The organism is Kineococcus rugosus, from assembly GCF_050871975.1.
In the GTDB taxonomy this organism is placed as follows: domain Bacteria; phylum Actinomycetota; class Actinomycetes; order Actinomycetales; family Kineococcaceae; genus Kineococcus.
Genome location: NZ_JBJLSJ010000015.1, coordinates 71,631 through 94,181, shown reverse-complemented (window position 1 = coordinate 94,181; position 22,551 = coordinate 71,631). Strand labels below are relative to the sequence as shown.

The window sequence follows — 22,551 nt, the reverse complement described above, 5'->3', positions numbered from 1 at the left end:
GTCCAGTGGCACGCACCTCGGCTGCACGACCTCGGAGAACGGGGCGATCACCTCCAGGTTCCCGTCCCTCCCCGACGAACCTGCTGCCACCCCACCAGGGCGACTCCAGACTAGAGGTCAGGTTCGACCACACCTCGACGAGCGACCTTCCCGGAATCGTCGACCGCGTGAGTGGTTCGCCGTCCGGTGCCCGTCATCCCGCCTCCGGAGTCCGGTGACGGGCCGACCGGTGGCTTCTTCGACGAGCACGGCCCGGTTCCCCGGTCAGCTGCCCGTCAGGGAACCGCGGGACGGGTGGTGGGTCAGCCCGGACGGGGTGGGCGAGCCGGAGACCGCGCCGGCGCCCGCATCAACGGTGCTGCTGGGCCGACTGGTGCGCCGGGGTCGCCAGGACCCGGCGACCCCACGGGGCCGGCTCAACCTTCCACGATGCTGCGCAGCGTCCGGCGGAGCTGCGTCGTCCCGGCCGGAGTGATCCCGGCCAGGAACACGTCCTCGGCTTCGCGGTGCGCGACCTGCGCCGCGTCGTAGACCCGCAACCCCTGCTCGGTGAGCGCTACGACGTTCCTGCGCCGGTCCGCGGGGTCCGGTCGTCGCGTGATGACGCCCTTGCGCTCCAGCACGTCCAGCACCGCCACCATCGTGGTGCGATCGACGCCGAGCGTCTGCGCCACCTGCAGCTGCGACGCCGGCTCCCGGTGAGCCAAGACCCGCAGCACCCCGAAGTCCTTGCTGTCGATCCCCAACGGCTCCAGCGCCGCGTCTGTCAACGCTGTGAGCTTCAGGGTCGCGTGCTTGAGGAGGTACCCCAGGACCTCGTGCGGGTCGGAGCCGGTGCTCGGTGCGGTGGACACGGTCTTGATCTTAGGCTTAACCTGATCGTCAGCACTACTGACGATCAGACCTACTGCGAAAGGTGCCGTCATGATCCTCGTCACCGGAGGAGCCGGCTTCATCGGCTCCCACACCGTCCGCGCACTCGCCGAGGCCGGCCAGGAGTGCGTCCTGCTCCAGCGCCGCACCCCACAGGTCCCGGCGCACCTGGCGGACCTGCCCATCCACGTCGTCCAGGCCGATGTCGCCGACTCCGACGCCCTGCTCGCCGTCGGCCAGCAGCACCCGATCACCGGGATCGTCCACCTCGCCGTCACCCTGCCCTGGCCGGTGACCGACACCGACCCGATCGAGGCCACCGGAGCAGCGCTGGAGGCGTTCCTCAACATCGTCCGCGCCGCACAGGCCTGGGGCGTGCGCCGTGTCGTGACCGCGAGCACCATCGGCGTCTACGGTTTCGCCGCCGAAGGCGCCCTCACCGAGGACATGCCGATCCCCTTCGAGCACTCCCACCCCATCCCGACGTTCAAGAAGGTCACCGAACTCCTCGCCGGCCACCTCTCCGACGTGACCGACGTGGACATCGTCAACGCCCGCATCTCCGCGACCTGGGGCCCCGGCGGGCACCTGCCCGATCCGTTCTTCGCCGCCCCCTCCCTGGCCCACGCCGCCGCCCAGCGCAGGGAACCCGACCTGTCCGGGCTCATCGCACCCCCGCACGTCGAGGACGCGCTCGACCTGCTCCACGTCGAGGACACCGGCCGCGCCCTCGCGCTGCTGCAGCTCGCCGAGGAACTGCACCACTCCACGTACAACGTCGCCTCCGGTCGCGCCACCAGCAACGCCGACATCGTCACCGCCCTCACCTCCGTCGAGCCCGGCTTCAGGTGTGACATCCCCTCCGGCGGCGACCACCCGGTGAGCTGGCTGGACATCACCCGCCTGCGCGAGGACACCGGGTTCCACCCCCGCTACGACACCGCCGCAGCCGCAGCCGACTACGTCACCTGGCTGCGCGCGGGGAACCCGCGGTGACCCCGGTCCCTCGGCAGCCCTCGCGTCGATTCGATCGCCGCCCCACCGGAGACGACCACCCGTCGTCGCCGGCGGGCACCTCGGAGCCCATCGACGGATCGACCGGTCCCGACGACCGGAGCGCGCCACGTGGCCCTGGAATCACGTGCGATCTCTGGTGCCCTCCGCCGGAGATCCGCTGCAGGAGTCGTCCGAGTGACGTCGAGATCCAGTCAGCGGCCTCGGTCCGGGTGAACGACTTCGGACCCTCGCTCCCCAGCCGTGATCCAGGCACGGAAGTCGGCCTCGGAGGGCTGGACGACGGGACCGAGCATCCCGACGCGGCCGCCACCCAGGCCCTCGGTCCGCTGGGACTCCTGCTCGGGGCGCGGCGGTCACCGGGCGTCCCGCTGCTGACGTGGACGAGTTCGCCCGGACCTACTCCCGACCTGGAGGCTTCCGCGGTGTCAGCGGCCCCTACGGCTCGATGCTGCGCGAAGGCGCGGACATCACCACCCTGGCCGCCACGCGCCCGCTGACCGCACCCGTCCTGGCCGTGGGGGCCGGCGGTGGCGCCTTCACGGAGTCCACCCTGTCCTCGGCCGTCGACTCCCCCGTCCGCTCGGTCCAGCTCCAGGGCGTGGGGCACTACGCGGCCCTGGAAGCGCCGGACCAGCTCGCCGCCACCCTCCTGCCCTTCTGCGAAGACGTCGACGCCTCGGCCGTTCCCGTCCGCCTGCCCTCGTGAGGCGAGGACCCCGCACGACCACCTGCGTGGGGTTTCCCCCCACCGTGCAACCGGGACACTCGACGCGCACCCGACGTGCACGCCGTGAGCACCCGGACACCGAGGCGGTCTCCAGGGGATCGCCGCGGTGGCGCCGAGGAGTTCCGCTGCCAGGCGGTCCAACCGTGGAGCTGCTCGCGACCACCGTCCCCACGTCTTCAGACCGCATCGCCCGCACCCGCCGGGAGCGGTGGGCAGCCCTGGCGGACCTACGTCGTGGAGCGCCACCCCTGCAGCAGGAGCTGCAGGGCGTGCACCCCGAGTCGGCGTGCTCGAGCTTCTCCGAAGGTGCCGAGGCGCCCGAGCGTGGCGATGCCGTAGAGCGTGCCCCAGACGATGTCGCAGGCCTCGCCGATCTCGAGCTCGACCTGGTGCTTCTGAACCCATTCGTCCACGAGGTTCCACATCACGTCGATGACTGGCTGGGCAGCGGCGCGGCGCCCGTCGGCACTCAGGGCGGTGCCGTTCATCGCCTCGAAGAGGTGCTCGTTCTCACCGGCGAAGCGCAGGTACTCCGCTGCCATGCCGGCCAGGCGCGCATCGACGTCCGGTACGTGCCGCACGGCGTCCAACCGATCCACGAGCTCGTCGTACCCCCGTCGAACGACTTCGGCGATGAGGGCGTCCTTGTTGGCGAAGTGCTGGTAGATGACCGGCGCGGTGTAGTCCATGTCGCTCGCGACCCGCCGCATCGTCAGGGCGGTGGCCCCCTCCGCCACGAGGACCTCCATCGCCGCCGCGATGATCCGCTCACGGACGTCTGCCCGTTCCCGAGCCCGCCGGTCACTGCTGGGCATGGTCCTCCGTTGCTTCGTCCCGGTGAGTCCCTCCGACGGTAGCCGCAGCCTTGACAGCTCCCGCGTCCCCTGCGAATCTAACAGCGTTAGGACTTCTACCGACGTTAGGAGCCGATCGTGGTCCTCTTCCACCCCACGTGGATCCGAGGTTCGCGCCGACCTCGGGCAGGTCGGGCCACGCAGGTGGGCCGGCGCACCACCGGCGAGACGATCCCGTTGGTCAGGTCCCGCGTCGTGGGTCGCGACCACGGCGGTGACCACACCCACAGCCGCGCCCTCGTCCGGAGGACCTCATGCGCCTGGTCGACCACCTGACCCACCCGGCCAGCCGCGGGTCTGTCGATGAGGTGTCGGCGTTCCACGGTGGGGGTTCGAAGACCGCTGCCTGGTTCACCCAGCCGGAGCTCGGCCCCGTCTCAGGCCACCGAAGCGTGGACCGAGCCGTCCAGGACGCCGAGTGCGCTCGAGCCGACCACGAGACGAACCACGAGACGAACCACGAGACGAACCACGAGACCACGCCGCAGGGCGTCCACGCGCCGGTCCACGTCACCGGCGTGGTGGCCGAGGTCGAGGTGTCGTCCGCTCCGTCCCCTCCGCTCGGGGTCCGCGGCATCCGTACGACCAGAGCGACCCGCGACCAGCTCCACAGGATGCGTCCCACCGCACGACGACGAGGAGAAGTGAACGACATGACTGCTGCACCGAACGAGACCAGCCCGGGTCAGCGCAGCGCGCTGGCCGATCGCGTCAGCCGGGTGGTGACGAGCTTCAACGCCTTCCTCACGCTCATCGCGCTGGGCCACGGCATCTACACGATGTCCCAGGCCACCGCTGACGACCTGATCGTGAACGCCTGGCGCACCTTCGGGTTCCTGATCTTCTTCTCCCTGTGGGTCCTGGTCACCGTGTGGCCGCGCCAGACCCCTGGAGCGTGGGAGCTGATCTTCGTCCACAAGGTCGCGATCACTGCCTTCGCTCTCACCCTCGGCAACGCGCCCGGTGCGCGGGAAACCGCACTGGTCGACGGCTGGCTGGTCCTCAGCGGAGTCCTGGCCTACGTCCTGTGCCGGGGGTGGAGCGCGTGGCGGCCGCTGAGCAGGAAGCAGGCCGACGCTGGAGCCCTCGTCGGGTCGCACGCGTGAATCACCCGCTCGGGACCGACCACCGCACGATCGGGTGCGTCGTGAACCGAGTTGGCGGTGTGGCCGAGCCGGCCGTCCGAAGCACACCCACCGGTCCCCGGCGGAGGGAACCAGCGCCTCGCGGCGATCAGACCGTCCGGGGAACCGGGTCAGGCTCCGGAGCGGGATGTTCCGAACTCCTGGGCTCGGCGCCCTCTCCGAGGAGGTCGCCCACGTGACCCGGCGCGTGGATCTCGCCCGCCCAGGGGCTACCGGGTGCGCCGGCCGCAGTGAATCGTCCTCGACCTCGACGACACCCGTCCCCCACCGCGCCTCCACCGGTTTCCCGAACCGTCTGCTGCGCCGCAACGGCCCGGACGACGTGGAGGTCCTCGCCGGCGATCTCCCGCGCACCACCGGCGCCTGCCGGACGCCTCGCCCGCCGACGCCGGAGCCCGGGACGCCGACCGTGGGACCCCGCGAGGTCCCCCGTGAGAGCTACCAGGAAATGTCCACCCGACGGTGACGACCCCGGTACTGCGCATCCCTAGCATCGTCCCCGACAAGATGTCGGACCACCGGGGTCCGTCTGCGGAGGAGTCGCCATGCGTGTGGTCAAGCAGCTCGGGTTCGTGATGATCGTCGCGCTGCTGGGGAGTCTCGTGGTGCGTGCAGTGCAGTGGAACGCGCCGCTCACGCTGGTGCTGGGGTTCGCAGCAGCGGCCGCCACCGTCCTGGCTTACAGGTGGATCGTGCGCCGCACCGAGCGACGGGCTCCCACCGAACTGCTGGTTCGCGGGGCCGGCCGCGCCCTGGGGCGTGGGGCACTGATCGGGTTCGCCTTGTTCGGCAGTGTCATCGCCCTGATGGCCGTCTTCGGGGACTACCAGGTCGATGGGTGGGGTTCCGCCTCCGGGGCAGTGGCTCTGCTCGGTTTCAGCGCCGCAGCCGCGGTCACCGAAGAGGTCATCTTCCGCGGCGTGCTGTTCCGCGTGGTCGAGGGCCGGCTGGGCAGCTGGCTCGCTCTCGTCCTGACGGCAGCCCTGTTCGGCGCCTCGCACCTGCTCAACCCGCACTCCAGCCTGTGGGGAGCGGTGGCCATCACCGTCGAGGCCGGGGCGATGCTCGCCGCCGCCTACGTGGCGACGCGGACGCTGTGGCTGCCGATCGGCCTGCACTTCGCCTGGAACTTCGCCGAGGGGGGCGTCTTCGGGATGAGTGTGTCCGGTACGGATCAGCCCCAGGGGCTGCTGCTCAGCAGCCTGTCCGGCCCGACCTGGATCACCGGCGGTGACTTCGGGCCGGAGGCCAGCGTGTTCTCGGTGCTGGTGTGCAGCATCGTCACCGTCGGGTTCCTCCTGCTCGCCCATCGCCGCGGGAACCTGCGCCGCAGGGGTGTCGACCGCGCCGGGGGGACCGCTGCTCCTCACGAGGAGCCGAGGCCGGTTCGGTGAGCGAGGAGCTGATCCTGGAGCGGTGGCGCAAGCTCGACGTCACGGTGCGGGACCTCCCCCTGGCCCTGGTGCTGGCGGTCGGGTCGCTGCTGCCTTCCTCACAGGGCCACGGCACGCAGGTCGGGAACCTGCCGGCCCGCCCCTTCGATGCGCTCGCTGTCGTGGTCGTGCTGATGCAGTCGCTGCCCCTGCTGGGGCGGCGCCGGTGGCCGCTGGTGTGCCTGGCCGTGGTCTCGCTCGGCTTCTTCGTGGACCAGGTCCGCAGCTACCACTCCCTCGCCGGAACCGCACTGGCCGTCGTGCTGTTCTCGGCCGGGGCGCACCAGGAACGGCACCGCCGGACCGGGGCGGTGCTGCTGTCGGCGGTGTACGTCGTGCTGGCCCTCTGGCTGGACCACCTCGGCTCCGGGGAGCAGGTGAGCGGGTTCGTGCAGTTCTACCTGCTGCTGGTCCTCGCCTGGGGCGCCGGGACGTGGTGGCGCTTCACCCGCGCCAGCGAGGCGAGCAGGCAGCGGGCCGAGGCCGCGCTCGCCGTGGCCGCCGAGCGCACACGGATCGCCGGGGAGCTGCACGACGTCGTCACCCACCACGTGACCGCGATGGTGGTGCAGACCGAAGCAGCGCACTACCTGACAGCCGCGCCCGACAAGCTCACAGCTACCCTGACCGAGGTTGCCGACACCGGCCGGCGGGCGATCTCCGACCTGCGGCACCTGCTCGACCTGCTCGACCCCGAGCACGGCAGCCGAGGGCCCGTGCGCCCCGTCGAGGTGGAGGTCCTCGTCGAGCAAGCACGCCGGGCCGGCCAGCCGGTGGAGTTCACCCAGGAGGGGACGGCCGCGGTGAGCGGTGGCAGTGCGGAGTTCGTGACGTACCGGGTGGTGCAGGAGGCGCTGACGAACGCCCTCAAGCACGCGCGGGGCAGTGCCACGGCCGTCCACGTCCACCACCGGCCGCAGGAGATCACCGTCGAGGTGAGGACCCGCGCCGCCTCAGCGACGGCTGAGGCGGTAGCCGGTGCGGTGGGCGGCAGCGGGCGTGGGCTGGCCGGTCTGCGGGAGCGGGTCGCCGTCCTCGGCGGTGAGTTCAGCGCACACCGCCGACCAGACGGCGACTTCGTGGTCCGTGCCCGCATCCCCGCCGGTGAGCGGTCGTGACCCGCCCGGTCCGGGCGCCGATCAGAGTCCTGGTGTGCGATGACCAGGCGATGATCCGTGCCGGCTTCGTCACCATCATCGACGCGCAAGCCGACCTCGAGGTCGTCGGCGAGTGCGGCGACGGGCGCGCAGCGGTCGAGCTCGCCGGTGCACTGCGCCCTGACGTGGTGGTGATGGACGTGCGCATGCCCGTCCTCGACGGCATCGGCGCAACGCGCCTGCTGGCCGGCCCGGGCATCGAGGCGCCGACCAAGGTCCTCATCGTCACGACCTTCAACCTCGACGAGTACGTCTACGAAGCCCTGCGCGCCGGCGCCAGCGGCTTCCTGCTCAAGGACGCGCGACCTGCGCAACTCCTGCAGGGCATCCGGACCGTGGCCGCCGGGACTTCCCTGCTGGCACCGGAGGTCACCCGGCAGCTCGTCGGCCGCTACGCCTCACGGATCCGCCCGGCGCAGCAAGCGCAGGAGGACTCCGCTCTCACGCCGCGCGAGCTGCAAGTCCTGCGCCTGATCGCCGACGGTCTCTCCAACAGCGAGATCGCCGCGACCTTGTCCCTCAGCCCGGAGACGGTGAAGACGTACGTGTCGCGGCTGCTCACCAAGCTCGGGCTGCGTGACCGCGTACAAGCCGTCGTGTACGCGTACCGGCGCGGACTGGTGACCTAGCTGCACCGGGCACGCACGGTGGTACGGCCCGGACTCGTCAGGGCCCTGGCGTGCGAAGCCCCGGGCGGGGCATGGAGCCGTCGAGGAGACGCGTCACCACGCGTTCGCCCGACCCGCGCTGCGCCGACTGCTGGCCCGCACGGGTGATGGCAGCGACACGTCCTCCACCACCACCTTCACGGCGGCCGGGGCGTGGCTGCGCGGCTTCGACCACGAACGCTCGGGTCTGCTGCACGGATCGATGACAGCCGAAGCGGGGGAACACCCCTCATCCCGTTCCCCGTGCAGCGCCTGCGCGCTCGACGGCAGGACACCTCCTGGTCCTGGGCGGCTGAGGAGACGGCCCGGTGAACGCCGATCGCCCGTCCACCGGGGCCGGCACCAGGTCGAGGCGGGCTCGAACCGGTGCCTGTCCCGCGACGGACCGTGTGCTGCACACCCGCTCCGAGGTTCCAACCACTGAACCCCTACGAGTACCGGGCCCCAGCTGAAGACCCGGTACTGACGAGGACTCACCGATCTCGTCGTCGCCGAGGGTTGCGGTCAGCTCGCAGCTGAGAAGATCGGCCGCCGTCAGGCAGCGATCGCCCCGCCGTCCACGGGCAGGATCGCTCCGTGGACGTAGGAGGCGTCATCTGACGCCAGGAACGCTACTGCGGCAGCGACCTCGGCGGGTTCGCCCAGGCGCCGGGCCGGGATGGCACGAGCCACCCCGTCGAGGCCGGCACCGTTCGCTGTGCCCTCGGTCCGGATCGGCCCGGGACTGACAGCGTTCACCCGCACTCCCGAGGGACCGAACTCAGCTGCCCAGGCGGTGGTGAGGAGCAGCAGGGCCGCCTTGCTCGACCCGTACAGGCCCGCGGCCACGGACCCCCGGTGGGCCGCACCGGTGAGGACGTTCACGATGGCCCCCGAACCCTGCTCGACCATCCTCGGGGCCAGGGCCTGGACGAGGAGGTAGGGCGCCTTGACGTTGATCGCGTACATCCGGTCGATGTCGACCTCGGTGTTGTCGACTGTCGGCCCGAAGGAGAAGGTACCGGCGTTGTTGATGAGGATGTCCACCGAACCGGCCAGGTCGAGGGCTGCTCGGGCCAGTTCACGCACACCACTCGCTGCGGACAGGTCGGCGGGTAGGTATTCTGCCGTCCCCCCCGCGTTCACCAGCGACTGGACGACTTCTCGTCCTCGAGTGTCGTCGCGGCCGGAGACGAGCACGTGGGCACCGCGAGCGGCGAGGACGGCGGCGACGGCGCGGCCGATGCCGCTGGTGGAACCCGTCACCAGGGCAGTGCGCCCGTCCAGACGATCGGTCATCTGAGTTTCTCCTTGCGCTTGGTGGGACGACGTCGATGGAACGACATCGACTTCGGGCTGACGGACGCGCTGAGTGGCCGCGGTGACGTCACTGCGGCCACCACCGGCCTGCCACGACCTCGTCACGTGCTGGTACCCATCGGGCCTCGGTCATCGACCAGTAGCCGCTGACGGCCGGCCGTCTCGTCGTCGCGGTGTGCCGCGGAACGGGACGCCGGACGGCGTGGAGCACGACGTCGTGGGTGTGTCCCGCCGCGTTCGTGGCGGCGTTCGCCGGGCGCTGGTGGGTACCGGCGTCGATGGTCCACCGCGCCGGGTCGAGCACGGAGGCCATCTGATCGGCGGCGGGAAACATGTCCGCAGGGAAGGCGGGGTTTCCTGTCCCCGGTTCCGGGGGCACGTGCAGGACGAGGAGCAGGGTCCCCCCGGGTTTGACTGCTGCAGCGAGGCGGCGGTGCAGCACCTTCAGCGCGAGGCCCGGCAGGTGCATGAACTGGGCCGAGACCAGGTCGAAGCTGTCGTCGGGGGCGTCGAAGTCGAGCATGTCGGCCTGCTGCCAGGTGACGCGGGCAGCGACCTGCGGACCAGCCCGCTCGACCAGGCGCGCTGAGCGGGCCAGGGCGACAGGAGAGATGTCGGCGCCGGTGACGTGCCAGCCACGCGAGGCCAGCCACAAGACGTCCGCGCCTTCGCCGCTGCCCACGTCCAGTGCGGTGCCGGGCGTGAGGTCCCCGGCGTGGTGCACCAGCCAGGGGTTGGGGTTGCCGGAGAAGATCGGCGCCCCGCTGTAGCGGTCGTCCCAGAACTCCTGGCTGAACATCCTCGAGACGTCGACACCCGAGTCACTCACCTGCGTCCTCCCCCCGATCGTGCTGGTCGCCGAACGAGGCGCGGTGAGCCGTGACGGCGGCCCGGGTCTCCTCGGCGATCAGGTCGGCGTTGATGGCCGCGCCGGCCGTCAGGCCGGCGGCAGCCGAGGAGACGACCTGGGCTTGCGGGTTGGCCACGTTGCCCGCCACCCACACCCCGGGTACCGCCGTCGCGCCGCTGGGGTCCGCAGCCACGTAGGTGGCGACGACCTCGTCACCCACCTGCATCTCGCTCACCACCAGCCCCAGGCCGGTGAGCAGGTCGGCGTTGGCCGCGAAGAACGGGGCGACGACCAGGACCTGCAGCGGGATCACCTCCCCCGAGTTCAGCCGCACTCCGCGCAGCCGGTCGTCGTCGACGACGAGGTCGATCACCTCACCCTCGACCACGGTGATGCCGCGGGCGGCCAACACCTCGGCCTCTTCCGCGCTGGGAGTGGGGCCGCTGTGGGCGAGGAGGGTCACGGTGGCGCTGAGCTGACGAAACAGCTGAGCCTGGTGCACGCCGGACGCTCCAGTGGCGAGCACCCCGATCGCCTGGTCGCGCACCTCCCAGCCGTGACAGTACGGGCAGTGCAGAACGTCACGCCCCCACCGCTGGGCCAAGCCTGGCACCGCGGGCAGCTGATCGGCCAGCCCAGTGGTCACCAGCAACCGCCGGGCCGCGACGGTGGGACCGTCCTGCAGCTCGACGAGGAAGCCGTCGTCCTGCGTCCGGTCCGCGCCACGGCCGACGTCGCCCTGCAGGTGCTGGTGGGCAGCGCGCAGGGAGGTGACGCGACCGGTCAGGACCTCAGCGCCGTAGCGGACGGCCTCCGCGCGTCCGTCGGACAGCAGCTGCGCCGGCACGACCCCCTCGCGCCCGAGGTAGTTGTGGGCGTGCCCCGCCGCGGAGTTTCGGGGCTCACCGGCGTCGATGACCAGGACGCTGCGCCGAGACCGAGCCAGGGCCACCGCAGCGCTCAATCCTGCGGGACCCCCTCCCACGACCACGACGTCGTACTCCGCGCCCACCTGCTCCAGTGCCATGACAGTTCCTTCGTCCCCGCGCGACGCCGAACGCACCGCGGTCAGGTGCACGGTGCATCGCGCCTCGGCGATTGACAAGAATAGTTGCGAGTCCGGCAAAATGAGGGAGTGCGTGACGATCGCGAAGACCTACCCGCTGTCGCCGGCAGCGACGACCTCACTCCTGTGCTGGCCGGCGTCGGCACCCGCCTGCGGGCGCTGCGCCGCAGCCGCGGGGCCACGCTCAACGACCTCTCCACCGACACCGGCATCTCGATCAGCACGCTGTCGCGGTTGGAGAGCGGTCAGCGACGGCCCACCCTGGAACTCCTGCTGCTCCTGGCCCGAGCCCACCAAGTGCCTCTCGACGAACTCGTCGGCGCTCCGGCCACCGGGGATCCGCGCATCCACCCCCGCCCCACCACCCGCCACGGGATGACGATGCTGCCCCTCAGCCGTCGTCCGGGGGGGCCGCAGGCCTACAAGCTCATCATCCCGGTGCGCTCACCAGCGGAGGACCGGGAGCAGCAGGTCCACGAGGGCTACGACTGGCTGTACGTGCTCTCCGGAGGGCTGCGCCTGCTGCTGGGTGAGCACGACCTCGTCCTCGGTGCCGGAGAGGTCGCCGAGTTCGACACCCGAACTCCCCACTGGTTCGCCTCCGCCGGTCCCGGTGCTGCCGAGGTGCTCGCCCTGTTCGGTCCGCAAGGTGAACGCATGCACGTACGCGCCCGGCCACAGCCAGTCGAGACCACAGCCCCGTGACTGCGTGCGGAGGCCGGACCACGACGACCACTCTGGACCAGGGAAGGAACGCGGCAATCGCATCACCTGCACGACCGAAACCCCACCAGGGAACACCGCAGCAAGGACGCGAGAGGCACGACCGCGCCTGTAGCCGGGGGCGACCACCGCTATCGACCGCTTCGGCCGTCCTGAGGAGGTCGCGGCCGACACCGTCCTCCTGGCCAGCCCGGAGGCCTCCCACGTCACCGGTACCGTCCTGCCCGACGTCGTGCTCCAGCAGGTCGACAACAGTGCCAGCGGCGCCTCGGGTGCATGAGCGCGATGGCGCGCCGCGGCGGCGGTGCTCACTCGTCCACCCAGCCCCAGCGAGCTGATCGCCGTGTTCCGCGGAGTCGCCACGACCTGGGGACCGGCACGGGTGCGGACTCGGGAACGGTCACCGTCGAAGGTGACGTCGCCGACCCGGTGAGCACTTCCCGTAGCGGTCTGACGGACGCGGTGGGGCACGTCGTGCGGTCGTGCTCCAGAGGCAGCACGACCGGCACCGCGCTCGTGAGGGCAGGTGAGACGGGTCCGTTCGCCCTCGCAGCCGAGGTGCTCGTGCGGCCAGGACGTCCCGGGCTTCGTGGACGCAGCGGTGGGCGGGGGACACCCCCATCGCGTCGTCGCGCGCCAGGCGCGCCACCCGGGTGGCGTCGAGCAGGAACCGGCAGGTGAGCACCGCCTGGGGGAAGCAACCGAGCACCCGCCGGTCCAGGCGGGTCCCGATGCTCAGGCGGTGGCGCAGGAGCAGAGCGGCGGTGTCCTGGACGGTGGCCCGGGAGGTGGGCAGCGCAGCGGTGTCGATGACAGGACCGGGCACGGTGGAGCTCCGGTGGTGGATGTCGCCGCAGGAAGCCCTCCGTCCACCGGGGTTCCCCCTCGGCCGCCACCTCGGCCCTCACCCCAGCAGTACCAGCGTCACCGTCCGTGGCCGTCAGGCCGCTACCGGGAAGTGCTCACTGACCTCGCCACCCCGATGTGGCGCGTGCGGGCTGCCGCACCTGCACCGGTCGGCGCTCCAGAGCGCGTCGAGCACCGCACCACCTTCCCCTTCGCCTTCCCGGGCAGCCCAGGCGGGCGGAAGCCAACGGATCACGCCAGGTCCCTCACGAGGGGAACCTGGTGGCCCACGCGCCTGCGGAGGGGGCCGCGGTGCCTCGTCGAGCCCTCGGAAGTCGTCACCCCCGGGTGGCGCTGAGCATCCGGACCCGGCACGCCAGTTCCACCGCGAACCGGACGTCGGGGTCCTCCAGGTCCAGCTGCAGCGCCTGGCGGATCCACTTCAGCCGGTACCCCACGGCGTTGGCGTGCAGGTGCAGCTCGCGGCCGGCGTGGGCCAGGGAGTTGCGGTGGGCGAGGTAGGCCAGCAGGGTCCGGACGGCGGTCTCGGCCCGTTCGGGGCCCAGGTCGTCCAGCGGCTGCAGGATGTCGACGAGCAGCCGCCGGCTGATGGGTGAGGCGAAGAAGTCCAGCAGGACCCGGCGCAACCCGGTGACGTCGGTGAGTTCCACGCCCCCGGCCCGGCCGGCCGCGACGGCCGACTCGGCGGCGATGCGCGCCTCGGCCGCCGACAGCCGCAACCCCGCCGCCCCGATCTGCGGCGTCCCCAGGCCCAGGGTGTACTCCCACCCCGGCCCGGCCAGGGTGCGGGCCTGCCGCTGGACCCGCTCGCCGACCTCGCGCAACCGGCGCTGGTGGTCGGCGGCGCCGTGCTCCTCGGAACTGACCAGCAGGACGTCGGACTGCAGGAACGCCACGTGCCAGGTCTCGGGACGGCCGTCGACCAGTTGCAGGGCGAACAGCTCCAGCGCGGCCTGGACGCTGCGCGGGGCCTGCCCGGCGGGGTCGTTCACGCCCGTCGGTTTCAGCCAGGCCACGACGTGCGAGTGGTGCAGGGGCAGCCCCAGCCGCGCGGCCTGCCCCACGAACGCCTCGACGCGGGAGGACTCGGCCAGGACGAGCTCGACGACGAGGTCGGCCCGGGACTGGCTGCGCGCGTAGCGGTCGCTCATCCTGCGTTGCGCCGCACGGGAAGCCAGCGAGGCCACGACGGGCAGCGCGACGGCGGTCGCGGCGTCGGGGACGGCGGCGACGACCCGCCCGACGGCGACCTCGCCGATGCAGACCGCGTGCGGGTCCGACCACGTGACGTCGGGGTCGTCGACCAGGAGCAGTTCGGTGCCCAGGGCGTTCCCGGCGGCGGTCAGGAGGCTCTCCACGGTGCTGTCCGGGGACGCCGCGTGCGCGCTGGTGCGTTCCACGGCGGTCGCGGCCCGCAGGACGGCCTCGGAGGCCCCGCCCGACAGCAACCGGTCCACGGCCATCGCGACGTCGGCCGGGCCCGCCCCGGCCGCGCGGAACACCGGGACCCCGCCGCGGTCGGCCAGCGCCACGGCCGTCTCGGGCAGCACCACGTCGGTCAGCAGCACCAGGCCCGCCAGCCCCCGGGCCCCGGCCCGCCGCAACGCGACGTCGAGGCGGTAGGGGGCGACGTTCTCCTCCTCCGGGACGACGACGAGGGTCCCGGCGGGGACGTCGGCCAGCCGCTCGAGCGCGGCGACCTCGACCCGCAGCACGGTCTGCGGGCCCACGGGGCCGGCGAGGCGGGTGAGGCCGAGCCGGTCGGCCTGCGCGACGAGGTCGTCGATGGTCAGTTGTCCCACCGGCACAGTATGAGCGGATTCTCTGGACTCGCGGGACATGGTGCCGCTGCGGGGCGCCACCTACGGTGACGACATGCACAGCCTCCTCGACGCCCCGGCGCGCGACCGGCTCACGGAGCTGACCGCCGCCGACGTCCCCGCCCTCGCGGCCGGGACGGCGATCTTCGGCACCGGCGGCGGCGGCGCCGTCCACACCTCGCAGATGGTCGCCGAGCACGCCCTGCGCGAACGCGGCCCCGTCCCCCTCGTCACCGTGGACGACCTCGGCCCGCAGGACCAGGTGATCCTGCTGTCGGGCATCGGCGCCCCCACGGTGGGCATCGAGATGCTCTCCGCGGCCCACCAGGTCGAAACCCTGCTGCGCGAGTCCGAACGGGTGCTGGGCCGGCCGGTGACGACGCTGATGGCCGCCGAGATCGGCGGCAGCAACGGCGTCTCACCCGTCGGCTGGGCCTCCCGGCTGGGGCTGAAGCTCCTGGACGCCGACGGCATGGGCCGCGCGTTCCCCGACGCCGCCATGGTGTCGATGAACGTGGCCGGGTTGCCGTGCGAGTTCGCCGTGCTGTCCGACGTCGTGGGGAACGTCTCGGTGCTGCGGACGGTCGACCTGCACTGGCTGGAGCGGCACGCCCGCGCGCTGACGATCGCCAGCGGGTCGATCTGCCTCGGCGCGCACTACCCGATGACGGCCGCGACGGTCCGCGGCGCGGTCGTCGAGGGCACCGTCAGCGCCGCCGTCCGCGTCGGCCACGCCCTGCTGTCCTCCCCCGACCCGGTGCGGGCCGTGGCCGCCGAGCTCGGGGGTTCCCTGCTGATCACCGGGAAGATCACCGACCTGGACCGGCGCACCGAAGGGGGTTTCTCGCGGGGTTCGGTGACGATCTCCGGCACCGGCGAGGACCGCGGGCGGTTGCAGCGGCTAGAGCTGCAGAACGAGAACCTCGTCGTGCTGGAGGACGGTGAGGTCGTCGTGAGCGTCCCCGACAACGTCACCGTCATCGACTCCGAGACGGGTCACGCCATCACCACCGAGATGCTGCGCTTCGGTCAGCGGGTCTGCGTGCTGGCCTGGGCCGCGGACCCGATCTGGCGCTCGGCGCGCGGCCTGGAACTGGCCGGGCCGCAGGCGTTCGGCTACGACCTGCCCTACACCCCGTTCGCAGGAGGAACCCGATGACCGCACGCGACCTGTCCATCGGTGTCGACGTCGGCGGGACGAACACCGACGCCGTCGTCATCGACGCCGACGGGGCGGTGCTGGCCCGCACCAAGCAGGCCACCACCGACGACGTCACCGGCGGCATCCGGGCCGGCATCGCCTCGGTGCTGGCCGCCGTGGGCGAGGACCGCTCCCGGGTCTCGCGGGTCATGCTCGGCACGACGCACGCGACGAACGCGATCGTCGGGCGCCAGCAGCTGGACCGGGTGGCGGCCCTGCGCCTGGGCGCTCCCGCGGCCACCGAGTACCCGCCGCTGCTGGGCTGGCCGCAGGACCTGTCCCGGCTGGTGCTGGCGGGTTCGGCGATGGTCCGCGGCGGCCACATGGTGGACGGGACGCCCATCGCCCCGCTGGACCGGGACGCGGTGCTGCGGTTCCTCGACGAGGTGGGCGAGTTCGACGCGGTCGCGATCACCGGCATCTTCAGCCCGTCCTCGCCCGACCAGGAGTTCGAGGTCGCCGAGCTGGTCCGCCGGCACCGGGGGCCGGACACCCGGGTGTTCCTCAGCCAGGACATCGGCCCGACGGGTCTGCTGGAACGGGAGAACGCGACCATCCTGAACGCCGCGCTGCACAGCGTGGCGCGGTCGGTCACGCAGGCCCTGGTCACCGTCGTGGCCGAGGAGGGGCTGGACGCGCAGACGTTCTTCGCCCAGAACGACGGCACCCTGATGTCCCTGGACCACACCGCCCAGTACCCGGTCCTGACCATCGGCTCGGGACCGGCGAACTCCATCCGCGGGGCCGCGTTCCTGTCCGGCACCCAGGACGCCGTCGTCGTCGACGTGGGCGGGACGACGTCCGACCTCGGCGTCCTGGTGAAGGGTTTCCCGCGCGAGTCGACGCTGCCGCGCGAGATCGGCGGCGTGCGCACGAACTTCCGGATGCCGGACGTGCTGAGCCTGGGCGTCGGCGGCGGGACCGTCGTCGACCCCGCGACCGGGGCCGTCGGGCCGGGCTCGGTCGGGTACCGGATCAGCCGCGAGGGGTTGTCGTTCGGCGGGAGCACCCCCACCCTGACCGACGCGGCCGTGCTGGCCGGCGCCGCGGTCGGGGGGCTGTCGCTGCCCCCTCAGCCGCCGTCGGTCCAGCAGGCGCTGCGGGAGGGGCTGGAACTGGCCCGGACCCGGCTGGCCGACGCCGTCGAACGGCTGTCCTTCGGCCGCACCGACGTCCCGCTGGTGGTCGTCGGCGGCGGCGCGTTCCTGGTGCCGGACCACCTGCCCGGCCTCGGCCCCGTCGTCCGCCCCGACCACGGGGACGTCGCCAACGCCGTGGGCGCGGCGATCTCGCTGGCCGGGGGGCGCGCCGACCGGATCGCCGCCCTGGAGGACCGCGACCGGGCCGTCGAGGACGCCGCGGAGGCCGCCACGGCGAAGGCGATCCAGGCCGGGGCCGACCCGCTGGCCGTGACCGTCGTCGACGTGCTGGAGACCCCGGTGACCTACACCGACCGCCCGACCGTCCGGGTCTCGGTCAAGGCCGCCGGCCCGCTGGCCCGGGTGGGCGAGCGACGGCTGTCGCGGGTCTGAGCGGTCCCGGCCGCCGCGGCGGGCCCAGCGGGTTCAGCGGGTTCAGCGGGTGCGGTCGGGCCGCCACACCACCAGCGCCGTGGAGCGCTGCGACTCCGGGCGCCGGCCCAGGGGGGTCGCGACGATGTCGCCGGCGACGCCGGCGGCGAAGATCCGCCGGGCCTGCTGGCGGACGTGGGCGATCTCGCCCTCGAGCTCCTCGACCCGCTGGCCGAGGGCGAGGACCTGGTTCTCCAGGTCCATGATCCGCTTGATGCCGGCGAGGTTCACGCCGTCCTCCTGGGACAGCCGCTGCACCTCGCGCAGCTGGGCGATGTCCCGGGCGGAGTAGCGGCGGCCGCGGCCGCGGGCCCGGCTGGGCGAGACGAGGCCGAGGCGGTCGTACTGCCGCAGCGTCTGCGGGTGCATGCCCGCGAGGTCGGCCGCCACCGAGATGACGAACAGCGGGTCGTCGTCCTGGTACACCTCGTCCTCCTCCCGCCCTTCCGGGTCGTGCGTGTCGTCAGCCGCGGGCCGTCAGCTCCGGGCCCGGTCGGCGAGCCCGGCGCGCGGGTCGTCCCCGGCGGTGGCCTTCGCGAACGCCTCCACGGCTTCGCGCACCGCGCCGTCGACCCGCTGCGGGACGACGACCTCCACCGTGACGAACAGGTCGCCCCGCTCGTCGGTGGAGCGGGACCGCTTCACCCCGCGGCCCTTCAGCCGCAGGGACCGGCCCGAGGGCGTCCCGGCGGGGACCTTCACCCGGACGGTCGTGCCGTCCAGGGTGGGGACCTCGACGGTGGCGCCGAGCACGGCCTCGTCGAAGGACACCGGCAGCGTCATCCGCAGGTCGTCCCCGTCCCGGCGGAACACCGGGTGCGGTTCGACGTGCACGGTGACCAGCAGGTCCCCGTTGCCGCCCGCCCCGGGCAGGCCCTGGCCGCGCAGCCGCACCTTCTGGCCGTCGCGCACGCCCTGGGGCAGGCGCGCGTTGACCGTGCGGGGCTGGCCGCCGCGCGGGTCGGGGACCCGCAGGGAGACCGTCTTGCCCTCCAGGGCGTCGCGGAACGAGACCCGCGCCGAGGCGTCGAGGTCCTGCCCGCGCGCCGAGGAGGCCTGCGGCCCGCCGAAACCGCCGGGGAAACCCCCGGGCGCGGCACCCCCCTGGCCGAACAGGCCGCCGAGCAGGTCCTCGAAACCCGCCCCGCCGCCCGCACCGCCGGGGGTGCCGAAGCGGACGCCCCCCGGCGCCCCGCCGCGGCCCTGGCCGAACAACCCGCCGAGCAGGTCCTCGAAACCCGCGCCGCCGGCGGCACCGCCGGCTCCCCCGGAGGAGAACCGGGCGCCGCCGCCGACCATGGCGCGGACCCCGTCGTACTGCTGGCGCTGCTCGGGGTCGGACAGGACCGAGTAGGCCTCGCCGACCTCCTTGAACTGCTGCTCGGCGCGCGCGTCACCCGGGTTGGCGTCCGGGTGCAGCGTGCGGGCCTTCTTGCGGTAGGCCTTCTTGACCTCGGCCGCGTCGGCGTCGTGGGGGACGCCGAGGATCGCGTAGAAGTCCTTCTCGGCCCAGTCCTGCATGCTCATCGACGTCCTCCTCCCTCGACGGTGGGGCTCATCCCTGCGGGTCGGCCACCGCGACGCGGGCCGGGCGCAGGACGCGCTCGCCGAACCGGTAGCCGGGCTGCAGCACCTTCACGCACGTCGCCACCTCGTACTCGTCGGAGTGGCTGTGCATGAGGGCCTCGTGCACGGCCGGGTCGAACGGCTCGCCGTCCTGGCCGTACCGCTCGAGCCCGAACCGCGTGAGCGTCGCCTCGAGCTTGTCCGCGATCGCCACGAACGGGCCGGTCAGGTCACCGTGCTCGCGGGACAGGTGGATGTCGTCGAGGACCGGCAGCAGGGCCTCGGCCACACCCGCGAGCGCCGCGTTCTTGGCGACGTCGCGGTCGCGGTCGACGCGCTTCTTGTAGTTCACGTACTCGGCGTTCAGCCGCTGCAGCTCCTCGAGCCGCTCGGCCGCGAGGGACTGCGCGGCGCCGAGCTCGGCGTCCGCCCCGTAGGTGTCGGCGCCGTCGTCCGGGCCGCCGACCGTCGGCTGCGCCGGGGCCGGTTCCTGCGCGGCGGGTTCGCCCCGCACCTGGCCCGTCTCGGGGTCGATGCGGCGGTTGTCCCGGATCACGGTGGGTTCGGAGAAGTCCTCCGACATCACTTGTCCTTCTCGTCGTCGACGACCTCGGCGTCCACCACGTCCTCGTCGTTCGAGGAGGGCTTGGTGAAGTCGGGGCCCGCCGAGCCGGCGTCACCGGTGGCCGCGCCCTCGGACTGCTGGGCGGCGTACAGGGCCGACCCGAGTTCCTGGGAGGCCTGCGCGACGGCGTCGGACTTGGCCTTGATCTCGGCCGCGTCGGTGCCGTTCAGCGCGGTCTTCAGCTCCGCCACGGCGGACTCGACCTTGGCCTTGCCGTCCTCGGGCAGCTTGTCGGAGTTGTCCGCGACGAACTTCTCGGTCTGGTAGACGAGCGCCTCGGCCTGGTTGCGGGCCTCGGCCTCCTCGCGGCGCTGCTTGTCCTCGTTGGCGTGGGTCTCGGCGTCCTTGACCATCCGCTCGATGTCCTCCTTCGACAGCGCGCTGCCGCCGGAGATGGTCATCGACTGCTCCTTGCCCGTGCCGCGGTCCTTCGCGTTCACGTGCACGATGCCGTTGGCGTCGATGTCGAAGGTGACCTCGACCTGCGGGACGCCGCGGGGGGCGGGGGCGATGCCGGTCAGCTCGAACGTGCCCAGCGGCTTGTTGTCGCGGGCCAGCTCGCGCTCGCCCTGGAACACCTGGATGAGCACCGAGGGCTGGTTGTCGTCGGCGGTGGTGAAGACCTCCGAGCGCTTGGTCGGGATGGCCGTGTTGCGCTCGATGAGCTTGGTCATGATCCCGCCCTTGGTCTCGATGCCCAGGGACAGCGGGGTGACGTCGATGAGCAGGACGTCCTTGCGCTCGCCCTTGAGGACACCGGCCTGCAGGGCGGCGCCGATGGCGACGACCTCGTCCGGGTTCACGCCCTTGTTGGGCTCCTTGCCGCCGAGCAGCTCCTTGACGACGTTCGTCACCGCGGGCATGCGGGTGGAACCGCCGACGAGGACGACGTGGTGGATCTCGGCGAGCTTGACGTCGGCGTCGCGGATGACGTCGTGGAACGGCTTCTTGGTGCGGTCCAGCAGGTCCTGCGTCATCTGCTCGAACTGGGCGCGGGTGAGCTGCTCGTCGAGGTGGACGGGGCCGTTCTCGGTCATCGACAGGTACTGCAGCGAGATGCCGGTGCTGGTGGCCGTCGACAGCTCCTTCTTGGCCTGCTCGGCGGACTCGCGCAGGCGCTGCATGGCGATCTTGTCCTTGGACAGGTCGATGCCGTAGGCGCCCTGGACCTTCTTCAGCAGGTGGTCCACGATCCGCTGGTCCCAGTCGTCACCACCGAGGTGGTTGTCGCCGGAGGTGGCGCGGACCTGGATGGTGGAGAAACCGTCCTCGTCCTTGCCGACCTCGAGCAGGGAGACGTCGAAGGTGCCGCCGCCGAGGTCGAAGACGAGGATGAGCTCGTCCTCCTTGCCCTTCTCCAGGCCGTAGGCGAGGGCGGCCGCGGTGGGCTCGTTGATGATGCGCAGGACGTTCAGGCCGGCGATCTCGCCGGCCTCCTTCGTCGCCTGGCGCTGGGAGTCGGAGAAGTACGCGGGGACCGTGATGACGGCGTCGGTCACGGCCTCGCCGAGGTAGCTCTCGGCGTCGCGCTTGAGCTTCTGCAGCACCCGGGCGGAGATCTCCTGCGGGGTGTACTTCTTGTCGTCGATCGCGACGTTCCAGTCGGTGCCGACGTGGCGCTTGACCGACCGGATGGTGCGGTCGACGTTGGTGACGGCCTGGCGCTTGGCGATCTCGCCGACGAGCACCTCGCCGTTCTTGGCGAACGCGACGACGGACGGCGTGGTGCGGCCGCCCTCGGCGTTCGCGATGACCGTCGGCTCCCCGCCTTCGAGGACGGAGACGACGGAGTTGGTGGTCCCGAGGTCGATGCCGACCGCACGTGCCATGGTTGGTGCCCTCCCGAGCGACTGACTGTTGAGCGTTCCCCACTCAAGTTCGCCGACCGCCGCGCGTCTGTCAAGCGGAGAGGCGTCGAACTTGAGTCTGATGGGCTCAACTCGCGGGACGGGCCGGTTGTTCCCGTTCCCGGCGGGAACCGGCCCGGCCTCCGTAGGCTCACCGCGTGGAACCCAGCCGCCGCGTGCCCCTGCACTTCGACGACGCCTCCCGGGCGGGCCGCACGCACGTCAACCTCTCCGCCGTCCGCGCCGACGGGCCCCACCTGTGGGTCGCCGGCGACGAGACCGCCACCGTCGAGCGCCTCACCGCCGTCACCACCGGCGGGACGACGACCTCCTACGACCACCAGGTCACCGTCGCGCTCGCCGACCTCGTCGACCTGCCCGGCCCCCACGGCGACGAGGCCGACGTCGAGGGCCTGGCCCGCAGCGGGCCCTGGCTGTGGGCGATCGGCTCGCACAGCCTCAAGCGCAAGCGCATCCGCCCCGAGGACCCCGACGCCAAGGCCCGCAGGCGCCTGTCCCGCGTCGTGCGCGAACCCAACCGCTTCGTCCTCGTCCGGCTGCCCGTCGACCCCGCCACCGGCCTGCCCGCCCGCGAGGTCGAGGTCGACGGCGAGATCCTGACCGCCGCCGTCCTCGGCGCCCACGACGACGACCTCACCCGGCACCTGCGCGACGACGACCTGATCGGCCCCTTCCTGTCCATCCCCTCCAAGGACAACGGCCTCGACGTCGAGGGCGTCGCCGTCCACCGCTCCGAGCGCGGCACCCGGCTCTACGTCGGCCTGCGCGGCCCGGTGCTGCGCGGCTGGGCGGTGCTGCTGGAGCTGCGGCCGCGGACCCACCGCAAGCACCCCGGGCGCCTGGTCCTGGAGGAGTTCGAGGACGGCTCGACGTACCGCACCCACCTGCTGGACCTGCGGGGCCTGGGCGTCCGCGACCTGTGCCCCGACGGCGACGACCTGCTCGTCCTGACCGGCCCCTCGATGGGCCTGTCCGGGCCCGTCCGCGTGCACCGCTGGGTCGGCGGGTGCGTCGTCGAGGCCGCCGACGTCGTGCGCGCCGACGAGCTGCCCGTCGTCCTGGACCTGCCGCACGGGCAGGGTGAGGACCACCCCGAGGGCATCGCCGTCACCGCCGAGGACGAGCTGCTCGTCGTCCTGGACTCCCCCGCCGCGCACCGGCACACCCCCGGCGGCGGGATGCTCGCCGACGTGTGGCCGCTGCCCCGGGGCTGAGCGCCCC

The 22,551-nt window shown here is 72.5% G+C and carries 20 protein-coding genes; 10 read left to right on the top strand and 10 right to left on the bottom strand.

Going from position 1 to position 22,551, the window contains the following annotated elements; translation table 11 throughout:
* Positions 1 to 416: 416 nt before the first annotated feature.
* Positions 417 to 854: a MarR family winged helix-turn-helix transcriptional regulator gene (locus ACRYM6_RS10825; RefSeq protein ID WP_432542875.1), complete on the bottom strand. Its 438-nt coding sequence runs from the start codon at positions 852 to 854 to the stop codon at positions 417 to 419.
* A 70-nt stretch (positions 855 to 924) separates the two neighbouring features.
* Here ACRYM6_RS10825 and ACRYM6_RS10820 point away from each other — a divergent pair, with 70 nt between their 5' ends.
* The gene (locus ACRYM6_RS10820; RefSeq protein WP_432542874.1) at positions 925 to 1,869 is read left to right on the top strand and encodes an NAD-dependent epimerase/dehydratase family protein; all 945 of its coding nucleotides are present in this window, start codon (positions 925 to 927) and stop codon (positions 1,867 to 1,869) included.
* 397 nt (positions 1,870 to 2,266) lie between these two features.
* Positions 2,267 to 2,596 (top strand): hypothetical protein, encoded by a 330-nt coding sequence (locus ACRYM6_RS10815; RefSeq protein WP_432542873.1) that lies wholly within the window; start codon positions 2,267 to 2,269, stop codon positions 2,594 to 2,596.
* 248 nt (positions 2,597 to 2,844) lie between these two features.
* Here ACRYM6_RS10815 and ACRYM6_RS10810 read toward each other — a convergent pair whose 3' ends face one another.
* The gene (locus ACRYM6_RS10810; RefSeq protein ID WP_432542872.1) at positions 2,845 to 3,432 is read right to left on the bottom strand and encodes a TetR/AcrR family transcriptional regulator; all 588 of its coding nucleotides are present in this window, start codon (positions 3,430 to 3,432) and stop codon (positions 2,845 to 2,847) included.
* Between the two features lie 692 nt (positions 3,433 to 4,124).
* Between ACRYM6_RS10810 and ACRYM6_RS10805 the strand changes: the two genes are divergently transcribed.
* The 4 genes from ACRYM6_RS10805 (at position 4,125) to ACRYM6_RS10790 (ending at position 7,835) form a co-directional block, all read left to right on the top strand.
* Positions 4,125 to 4,577: a hypothetical protein gene (locus ACRYM6_RS10805; protein ID WP_432542871.1), complete on the top strand. Its 453-nt coding sequence runs from the start codon at positions 4,125 to 4,127 to the stop codon at positions 4,575 to 4,577.
* Between the two features lie 584 nt (positions 4,578 to 5,161).
* Positions 5,162 to 6,010, top strand: coding sequence for a CPBP family intramembrane glutamic endopeptidase (locus ACRYM6_RS10800; protein ID WP_432542870.1), 849 nt, complete (start codon positions 5,162 to 5,164; stop codon positions 6,008 to 6,010).
* The gene (locus ACRYM6_RS10795) at positions 6,007 to 7,167 is read left to right on the top strand and encodes a sensor histidine kinase (RefSeq protein WP_432542869.1); all 1,161 of its coding nucleotides are present in this window, start codon (positions 6,007 to 6,009) and stop codon (positions 7,165 to 7,167) included. Before ACRYM6_RS10800 ends, ACRYM6_RS10795 begins: the two co-directional genes overlap by 4 nt.
* Positions 7,164 to 7,835 (top strand): response regulator, encoded by a 672-nt coding sequence (locus tag ACRYM6_RS10790; protein WP_432542868.1) that lies wholly within the window; start codon positions 7,164 to 7,166, stop codon positions 7,833 to 7,835. The genes ACRYM6_RS10795 and ACRYM6_RS10790 overlap by 4 nt, the downstream gene beginning before the upstream one ends.
* A 573-nt stretch (positions 7,836 to 8,408) precedes the next feature.
* Here ACRYM6_RS10790 and ACRYM6_RS10785 read toward each other — a convergent pair.
* The 3 genes from ACRYM6_RS10785 to ACRYM6_RS10775 all read right to left on the bottom strand — a co-directional run bounded on the left by ACRYM6_RS10785 (position 8,409) and on the right by ACRYM6_RS10775 (position 11,050).
* Positions 8,409 to 9,152, bottom strand: a complete 744-nt coding sequence (locus ACRYM6_RS10785; RefSeq protein WP_432542867.1) for an SDR family NAD(P)-dependent oxidoreductase — start codon at positions 9,150 to 9,152, stop codon at positions 8,409 to 8,411.
* Positions 9,153 to 9,240: 88 nt separating this feature from the next.
* Positions 9,241 to 10,002, bottom strand: a complete 762-nt coding sequence (locus ACRYM6_RS10780; protein ID WP_432542866.1) for an SAM-dependent methyltransferase — start codon at positions 10,000 to 10,002, stop codon at positions 9,241 to 9,243.
* Complete coding sequence (locus tag ACRYM6_RS10775) at positions 9,995 to 11,050, bottom strand: NAD(P)/FAD-dependent oxidoreductase (RefSeq protein ID WP_432542865.1); 1,056 nt, start codon at positions 11,048 to 11,050, stop codon at positions 9,995 to 9,997. Before ACRYM6_RS10775 ends, ACRYM6_RS10780 begins: the two co-directional genes overlap by 8 nt.
* A 108-nt stretch (positions 11,051 to 11,158) precedes the next feature.
* On the opposite strand from ACRYM6_RS10775, the gene ACRYM6_RS10770 reads away from it, so the two are divergent.
* Positions 11,159 to 11,794, top strand: coding sequence for a helix-turn-helix domain-containing protein (locus ACRYM6_RS10770; protein ID WP_432542864.1), 636 nt, complete (start codon positions 11,159 to 11,161; stop codon positions 11,792 to 11,794).
* A 1,202-nt stretch (positions 11,795 to 12,996) separates the two neighbouring features.
* On the opposite strand, the gene ACRYM6_RS10765 is transcribed toward ACRYM6_RS10770, so the two are convergent.
* Positions 12,997 to 14,481: a PucR family transcriptional regulator gene (locus ACRYM6_RS10765; RefSeq protein ID WP_432542863.1), complete on the bottom strand. Its 1,485-nt coding sequence runs from the start codon at positions 14,479 to 14,481 to the stop codon at positions 12,997 to 12,999.
* A gap of 73 nt (positions 14,482 to 14,554) precedes the next feature.
* Here ACRYM6_RS10765 and ACRYM6_RS10760 point away from each other — a divergent pair, with 73 nt between their 5' ends.
* Together ACRYM6_RS10760 and ACRYM6_RS10755 are read left to right on the top strand one after the other, a co-directional pair.
* Positions 14,555 to 15,658: a DUF917 domain-containing protein gene (locus ACRYM6_RS10760; RefSeq protein ID WP_432542862.1), complete on the top strand. Its 1,104-nt coding sequence runs from the start codon at positions 14,555 to 14,557 to the stop codon at positions 15,656 to 15,658.
* On the top strand, positions 15,655 to 17,232 hold the full coding sequence (locus ACRYM6_RS10755; RefSeq protein ID WP_432542861.1) for a hydantoinase/oxoprolinase N-terminal domain-containing protein: 1,578 nt from the start codon (positions 15,655 to 15,657) through the stop codon (positions 17,230 to 17,232). The genes ACRYM6_RS10760 and ACRYM6_RS10755 overlap by 4 nt, the downstream gene beginning before the upstream one ends.
* Positions 17,233 to 17,274: 42 nt before the next feature.
* On the opposite strand, the gene ACRYM6_RS10750 is transcribed toward ACRYM6_RS10755, so the two are convergent.
* The 4 genes from ACRYM6_RS10750 to dnaK all read right to left on the bottom strand — a co-directional run bounded on the left by ACRYM6_RS10750 (position 17,275) and on the right by dnaK (position 21,291).
* On the bottom strand, positions 17,275 to 17,640 hold the full coding sequence (locus ACRYM6_RS10750) for a heat shock protein transcriptional repressor HspR (protein WP_432542891.1): 366 nt from the start codon (positions 17,638 to 17,640) through the stop codon (positions 17,275 to 17,277).
* A gap of 108 nt (positions 17,641 to 17,748) precedes the next feature.
* Positions 17,749 to 18,798: a DnaJ C-terminal domain-containing protein gene (locus ACRYM6_RS10745; protein ID WP_432542860.1), complete on the bottom strand. Its 1,050-nt coding sequence runs from the start codon at positions 18,796 to 18,798 to the stop codon at positions 17,749 to 17,751.
* A gap of 28 nt (positions 18,799 to 18,826) precedes the next feature.
* On the bottom strand, positions 18,827 to 19,420 hold the full coding sequence (gene grpE / locus ACRYM6_RS10740) for a nucleotide exchange factor GrpE (RefSeq protein ID WP_432542859.1): 594 nt from the start codon (positions 19,418 to 19,420) through the stop codon (positions 18,827 to 18,829).
* Complete coding sequence (gene dnaK, locus ACRYM6_RS10735; protein WP_432542858.1) at positions 19,420 to 21,291, bottom strand: molecular chaperone DnaK; 1,872 nt, start codon at positions 21,289 to 21,291, stop codon at positions 19,420 to 19,422. Before dnaK ends, grpE begins: the two co-directional genes overlap by 1 nt.
* Positions 21,292 to 21,467: 176 nt before the next feature.
* Between dnaK and ACRYM6_RS10730 the strand changes: the two genes are divergently transcribed.
* The gene (locus ACRYM6_RS10730) at positions 21,468 to 22,544 is read left to right on the top strand and encodes a DUF3616 domain-containing protein (RefSeq protein ID WP_432542857.1); all 1,077 of its coding nucleotides are present in this window, start codon (positions 21,468 to 21,470) and stop codon (positions 22,542 to 22,544) included.
* The last annotated feature ends 7 nt before the right edge of the window (positions 22,545 to 22,551 follow it).

Bases quoted from the DNA above. Each gene is read 5' to 3' on its own strand.
- ACRYM6_RS10820 (WP_432542874.1), top strand. From the start codon at position 925: ATGATCCTCGTCACCGGAGGAGCCGGCTTCATCGGCTCCCACACCGTC.
- ACRYM6_RS10810 (WP_432542872.1), bottom strand. From the start codon at position 3,432: ATGCCCAGCAGTGACCGGCGGGCTCGGGAACGGGCAGACGTCCGTGAG.
- ACRYM6_RS10805 (WP_432542871.1), top strand. From the start codon at position 4,125: ATGACTGCTGCACCGAACGAGACCAGCCCGGGTCAGCGCAGCGCGCTG.
- ACRYM6_RS10800 (WP_432542870.1), top strand. From the start codon at position 5,162: ATGCGTGTGGTCAAGCAGCTCGGGTTCGTGATGATCGTCGCGCTGCTG.
- ACRYM6_RS10785 (WP_432542867.1), bottom strand. From the start codon at position 9,152: ATGACCGATCGTCTGGACGGGCGCACTGCCCTGGTGACGGGTTCCACC.
- ACRYM6_RS10775 (WP_432542865.1), bottom strand. From the start codon at position 11,050: ATGGCACTGGAGCAGGTGGGCGCGGAGTACGACGTCGTGGTCGTGGGA.
- ACRYM6_RS10760 (WP_432542862.1), top strand. From the start codon at position 14,555: ATGCACAGCCTCCTCGACGCCCCGGCGCGCGACCGGCTCACGGAGCTG.
- ACRYM6_RS10755 (WP_432542861.1), top strand. From the start codon at position 15,655: ATGACCGCACGCGACCTGTCCATCGGTGTCGACGTCGGCGGGACGAAC.
- ACRYM6_RS10750 (WP_432542891.1), bottom strand. From the start codon at position 17,640: ATGCACCCGCAGACGCTGCGGCAGTACGACCGCCTCGGCCTCGTCTCG.
- ACRYM6_RS10745 (WP_432542860.1), bottom strand. From the start codon at position 18,798: ATGAGCATGCAGGACTGGGCCGAGAAGGACTTCTACGCGATCCTCGGC.
- grpE (WP_432542859.1), bottom strand. From the start codon at position 19,420: ATGTCGGAGGACTTCTCCGAACCCACCGTGATCCGGGACAACCGCCGC.
- dnaK (WP_432542858.1), bottom strand. From the start codon at position 21,291: ATGGCACGTGCGGTCGGCATCGACCTCGGGACCACCAACTCCGTCGTC.